This window comes from Actinomadura rubrisoli (genome assembly GCF_004349215.1).
Classification (GTDB): domain Bacteria; phylum Actinomycetota; class Actinomycetes; order Streptosporangiales; family Streptosporangiaceae; genus Spirillospora; species Spirillospora rubrisoli.
In genome coordinates this window covers 1-5,991 of record NZ_SMKU01000465.1, presented here as the reverse complement: position 1 = coordinate 5,991, position 5,991 = coordinate 1, and the positions used below count along the sequence as shown (strand labels likewise).

Sequence of the window (5,991 nt, the reverse complement as noted above, 5' to 3'; positions counted from 1 at the left end):
CGGCAGCGTCAGCTGTGTATAAGGGACGGGGGTGGGAGTGCTCCTCTTATAGGAAACTTTCCTATTAACTCGTGGTCCCAACGATGACGCACCGGCGGTCAAGACCCCAAGGAAATGGCCGGATCCGGCCACATGATCACCGCTCCGACTCCTGCCGCACCCGCGCCCCCGTTACGATGTGCCGCTTCGGCAAGGAAAGGCGCACGTCTTGATCATCTTCGGCTGGCGAGTGGTGTTCTTCACCCTGACCAGGGGAACCTTCCACTGTCCCGACTGTGGCGGCGACCGCGAGTACCGCCGGCGGCAGGGCCGCAACTTCTTCACCCTGTTCTTCATCCCGGTCATCCCGCTGACCAAGGCCGGCGGGGAGTTCGTCGAGTGCGACACCTGCCACGGCCGCTGGAACCCCGGCGTCCTAGAGGTGCCGACCACCGCCCAGCTCGCCCTGATGCCCGCGATGCTGCTGCGCATGGCCATCGCCCAGGTGCTGCGCTCGGGCGACTACACCCACGCGGCCGCACGCGCGCGCGCCGTCACCGTCGTCCGCGAGGCCGGCGAGACCGGCTACGACGACGCGTCGCTGAACGCCGACCTCGGCCGCCCGTTCGACGAGGTCCGCGTCGAGATGGGACGGGCGTCCTCCGCCCTCGCCCCCGAGGCCAGGGAGAGCATCCTGCGCGCCGCCGCCGAGATCGCCCTCACCGACGGGGCGCTCAGCGTCTCGGAGGAGGAGACCCTCAGCGCGGTGGGCGCCGACCTCGGGCTCACCCGCGTCCAGGTGACCGGCGTCGTGTCACTCGCCCGGCAGGCGTCCGGGCACTGACGCCGTAATCCCCACGGGAAGGCTTGCGGTTGCGCTACTGTTGATGTATGCCAGCCAGGCTGCTCCTCGAACGACCACGTTGACGCACTGACGTCAGCGTGGTGGCCCCTCCTGTGCGAGGGGCCGTTTCATGTCAGCGGACGGCCACGGAAGAAATGCGGAGTCTGGAAGCGTGAGCAGCGACGACACCCCTCGGGGAGCGCCGGGGGGTACAGGGGGGGCGTCCTCCCTGAACGAGGCGTACGACCCACGGGCGGTTCAGGACAAATGGCAGGCCCGGTGGGCGGAGCTCGGGCCGTTCACGGCCGTCGAGGAGGACGACGGCCGCGAGCGGCGCTACGCGCTGGACATGTTCCCCTATCCCAGCGGTGACCTGCACATGGGTCACGCCGAGGCGTTCGCCATCGGCGATGTCGTCGCCCGCTACTGGTTCCAGCGCGGTCACAACGTCCTGCACCCCATCGGCTGGGACTCCTTCGGCCTGCCCGCCGAGAACGCCGCCATCAAGCGCGACTCGCACCCCGCCGAGTGGACGTACGCCAACATCGAGACCCAGGCGTCGTCCTTCCACCGCTACGCACCGTCCTTCGACTGGTCGCGGCGCCTGCACACGTCCGACCCCGAGTACTACAAGTGGACGCAGTGGCTGTTCCTGCGCTTCTACGACCGGGGCCTGGCCTACCGCAAGGGCGGCCACGTCAACTGGTGCCCGAAGGACCAGACCGTCCTGGCCAACGAGCAGGTCGTCGGCGGGCACTGCGAGCGCTGCGGCGCGCTGGTGGAAAAACGCGTCCTGACCCAGTGGTACTTCAAGATCACCGACTACGCCGACCGGCTGCTGGACGACATGGAGCAGCTGGAGGGCAAGTGGCCCGACCGCGTCCTGCTGATGCAGCGCAACTGGATCGGCCGCTCCACCGGCGCCGACGTCGACTTCACCATTGAGGGCCGGGACGAGCCCGTCACCGTCTACACCACCCGTCCCGACACCCTGTACGGCGCGACGTTCATGGTCGTCGCCGCCGACGCCGCGCTGGCCGAGGAGATCTGCGCCCCCGAGCAGCGCGCCGCGTTCGAGGCGTACCGCGAGCAGGTCTCCCGCGAGAGCGAGATCGAGCGGCTGTCCACCGAGCGTGAGAAGACCGGCGTGTTCCTGGGCCGCTACGCGGTCAACCCGGTGAACGGCGAGCGGCTGCCGATCTGGACGTCCGACTACGTGCTGGCCGAGTACGGGCACGGCGCGATCATGGCCGTCCCCGCCCACGACCAGCGCGACCTGGACTTCGCGCTGAAGTTCGGCCTGCCGGTCCGCGTCGTCGTGGAGACCGGCCTGCCCGACCCGTCCGAGACCGGCGCCGCCACCTCCGGCGACGGCGCGATCGTCAACTCCGGGCCCATCGACGGGCTGACCAAGGCCGACGGCATCGCCCGCATCATCGAGATCCTGCGGGAGCGCGGCACCGGCCGCGCGTCGGTGAACTTCCGCCTGCGCGACTGGCTGGTCTCCCGCCAGCGGTTCTGGGGCTGCCCGATCCCGATCGTCCACTGCGACGCCTGCGGAGAGGTCCCCGTCCCGGACGAGCATCTGCCGGTGACCCTGCCCGAGGGCCTGCGCGGCGCCGACCTTGCGCCGAAGGGCACCTCCCCGCTGGCCTCCGCGTCCGACTGGGTGAACGTCGAATGCCCCAAGTGCGGCGCCGCCGCCAAGCGCGACACCGACACCATGGACACCTTCGTCGACTCGTCCTGGTACTACTTCCGCTACTGCTCGCCCCACTACGAGCACGGCCCGTTCGACGTCGAGCAGGTCCGCAAGTGGATGCCGGTCGACCAGTACACCGGCGGCGTCGAGCACGCCATCCTGCACCTGCTGTACAGCCGGTTCTTCACCAAGGTCCTGTACGACATGGGCATGGTCGGCTTCACCGAGCCGTTCAACCGCCTGCTGAACCAGGGCCAGGTCATCCTGAACGGCAGCGGCATGTCCAAGTCCAGCGGCAACCTGATCGACCTGGGCGAGCAGATCGGCGAGTTCGGCGTGGACGTCGTCCGCCTGGCGATGCTGTTCTCCGGACCGCCCGAGGACGACATCGACTGGGCCGACGTCTCCCCCCACGGCATGTCGAAGTTCCTGGCCCGCGTCCACCGCATCGCCACCGAGGTCACCTCGCCCCCCGGCACACCCCCCGAGTCCGGCCACCTGGACCTGCGCCGCGCCACGGCCCGCACGGTCGACGAGGCCACGAAGCTGGTGGAGGCGCAGCGCTTCAACGTCGCGATCGCGCGGATCATGGAGCTGGTCACCGCCACCCGCAAGACCATCGACTCCGGCCCGGGCGCCGCCGACCCCGCCGTCCGCGAGGCCGCCGAGACCATCGCGATCCTGCTGTCCCTGTTCGCGCCCTACACCGCCGACGAGGCATGGGAACTGCTGGGCCGCACCGCACCGGTGATCCGAGGCGGCTGGCCCTCCGTCGACCCGGCCCTGCTGGTGGAGGATTCGGTCACCTGCATCGTCCAGATCGCCGGCAAGGTCCGCGACCGCCTGGACGTGGCCCCCGGCATAGCCGCGGAGGAACTGGAACGCCTGGCCCTGTCCTCCCCGAAGATCCAGGACGCCCTGGCCGGCGCCGACATCGCCAAGATCATCGTCCGCCCCCCCAAGATCGTCAACATCGTCCCCAGCCGCTGACCGTCAGCCGCCCCCAGCCCTGTCGCCGGCGCCGTGCACCGTCGCGGCGCGCTCAGGGGGCGGCGCCACCTGGCAACGGGCGCATTCCCTGCCTTACCGCGGGAAGTGCGCCTGTGACCAGGCTGCCGCGCTCGGTGGCGTGCTAGGCAGCACCGTACTCGGGACGTGTTGGACAGCCGTGCCACGCCGCGCTTGGGACTGCGCTGGACACGGGGGAGCACTCGTAAGGGAGCCCGGAGGGAGCGCTCGGTGGCCGCGCCTTCTGGCTAAGGGCGCGGCCCCGGCTCCTCTGCCCTACGGGTTCTTCCGGTCTGCCGGGTCCTCCGAGTCGTTCGGGCTCTTCGGGTCGTTCGGGCTCTTCGAGGTCACATCTTGCGGAGGACGGCGACCACGCGTCCCAGAACGGACGCCTCGTCGCCGTCGATCGGCTCGTAGGCGGGGTTCTGCGGCATCAGCCAGATGTGGCCGTCCTTGCGCTTGAACGTCTTCACGGTCGCCTCGCCGTCGATCATGGCGGCGACGATGTCGCCCTGCTCGGCGACGGGCTGCTGCCGGACGACGACCCAGTCACCGTCCGCGATCGCGGCCTCGATCATCGAGTCGCCCGTGACCTTCAGCAGGAAGTGCGTCCCCTCGCCGACGAGCTGCTTGGGAAGCGTGAAGACGTCCTCGACCGCCTCCTCGGCCAGAATGGGCCCACCTGCGGCGATACGGCCGACAAGGGGGACATAGGCCGGCGCGGGCCGGCTCGGGGTCTGCTGCCCCCCGAGCGCCTCGTACGACTCCGGCTCCGTACGCACGGGGGTCGCCCCGGGCACCCGCACCTCGACCGCGCGCGGCCGGTTGGGGTCGCGCCGCAGATAACCCTTGCGCTGGAGCGCCCGGAGCTGGTGCGACACGCTGGAAGTGCTGGTCAGGCCCACGGCCTCACCGATCTCGCGCATCGAGGGCGGATACCCACGGCGCTGGACCGAGTCGCGGATCACCTCCAGCACCATGCGCTGCCGTTGCGTCAGGCCCGTCTCGTCCATGGGCCCATCGGGCAGCTCCCGGACCTTGCTCATCGCTTGTCGCCTCCTGGGCGCCTCGATCCGTCACTCCTTGTCATGGAACGCTATCGCGTCCCGGCGGGATGATCAAACAATTGTTCGAAGATGTGCTCGCGTTTTGTCGGCACCCTGCGGTAGAACATCGTACAGACGTTCGATCGAAAATGCATTCGAAGCTGAGGAGGGGGAAGATGTCGGGTTCGTCCCACGGCGAACGCGCTCCCATACGGCTGACGCGCCGTGGACGCGTGGTCCTGGTCTCCTTCGCCGCCACCGTAACCTTGATCTCCCTGTGGCTCACCGTGGGCACCGGGGCGCTCGCGGGCGGCCGTGAGAGCCGAGGCCCCGCCGGCCCTGGCCAGACAGTGATCGTCGAGCCCGGCGAGACCCTGTGGGAGATAGCCGCAGCCACCGATCCCGAGGCCGACCCGCGCGTCGTCGTCCAGCGGATCATCGACCTCAACGGCCTCGGAGGCGACCCCACGGTCCAGCCAGGCCAGCAACTCCGCCTACCCGCCAGTTGACCCGTCGCGCCGACCGGGCCCGTCCAGCCGGGCGTCCTCAACGCGGACGCGCCTCACCGCACCAGCCGGGACACGCCTCCCCGCGCTAACGGAACGTGCCGCGCCAGCGCATCTCACCCCTGCCAGCCAGACGCGTCCCGCGACACCAACCAGGCATGCCTCACCGCGCAAGTCGGCGTACCACGCCGCGCCGACCGGACACCCTTCGCCGCAAACCAACGCGTCTCCCACACTGACTGCGCCCGTCACACAACGCCGACCGGTCCGCCACGCTGCTCCGTCAGGCGCGTGGTGCCCGCGCCAACCACGTGTGTCACGCCGCAAACCAACGCGTCACTCACACTGACTGCGCCCGTTGCACAACACCGGCCGGGCATGCCGCGCTGCTCTGTCAGGCGCGTGCCCGCGCCAACCGCGTGTGTCACACCGCGAACCAAACGCGCCTTTCTGCGCCAGCCCGCGGCTCTGGGGGGCGAGGTACGCCGCGTCAGCAGGACGCGTCACGCTCCGCCGACCATCACGTCACGCCGACCGTTCCACCTCGCTGATGGTTCCGCTTCGCTGATGGTTCCGTCTCGCTGACCGTCACGTCACGCTGACCGTCACGTCACGCCCGACCGTTCCGCCTCGCTGACCGTCACGCCTCGCCGACCGTCTCGTCACGTCGACTGTTCCGCCTTGCTGGCGGTCGCGTCTCGCCGACCGTCGCGTCACGCATTGCCGCGTGCCGGGCGCGTCTTCTTGTGCTGGCCGGGTGCGTTTCGGCGCACGAGCGCGGCGCGTAGTCCCGCGCTCGCTGGGCGTGTCTCCTGGGCTGTGGCCCGCTGGGATCGCGGGGCGGGGCGTGTCGTGGTTGGTGTCCGCATCCGCTGTGGGGCGGGGGTTTCGGACGGTTTGTGGGGG

Annotated in this window: 4 protein-coding genes; 3 read left to right on the top strand and 1 reads right to left on the bottom strand. The window is 69.9% G+C overall.

Annotation, left to right across the window (positions count from 1 at the left end; all coding sequences use genetic code 11):
- Positions 1–208: 208 nt before the first annotated feature.
- Together E1298_RS42990 and leuS are read left to right on the top strand one after the other, a co-directional pair.
- Entirely contained in the window at positions 209–823 is a 615-nt protein-coding gene (locus E1298_RS42990; protein WP_131903144.1) for a TerB family tellurite resistance protein, read from the top strand.
- 229 nt (positions 824–1,052) lie between these two features.
- Positions 1,053–3,515 (top strand): leucine--tRNA ligase, encoded by a 2,463-nt coding sequence (gene leuS / locus E1298_RS42985; protein WP_424923212.1) that lies wholly within the window; start codon positions 1,053–1,055, stop codon positions 3,513–3,515.
- 365 nt (positions 3,516–3,880) lie between these two features.
- Here the strand turns inward: leuS and lexA are convergent, their stop codons facing one another.
- Complete coding sequence (lexA, locus tag E1298_RS42980; protein ID WP_131903142.1) at positions 3,881–4,579, bottom strand: transcriptional repressor LexA; 699 nt, start codon at positions 4,577–4,579, stop codon at positions 3,881–3,883.
- A 176-nt stretch (positions 4,580–4,755) separates the two neighbouring features.
- Here lexA and E1298_RS42975 point away from each other — a divergent pair, with 176 nt between their 5' ends.
- Positions 4,756–5,088 (top strand): LysM peptidoglycan-binding domain-containing protein, encoded by a 333-nt coding sequence (locus tag E1298_RS42975; protein WP_165975936.1) that lies wholly within the window; start codon positions 4,756–4,758, stop codon positions 5,086–5,088.
- Positions 5,089–5,991: the final 903 nt, after the last annotated feature.

Bases quoted from the DNA above. Each gene is read 5' to 3' on its own strand.
- E1298_RS42975 (WP_165975936.1), top strand. From the start codon at position 4,756: ATGTCGGGTTCGTCCCACGGCGAACGCGCTCCCATACGGCTGACGCGC.
- lexA (WP_131903142.1), bottom strand. From the start codon at position 4,579: ATGAGCAAGGTCCGGGAGCTGCCCGATGGGCCCATGGACGAGACGGGC.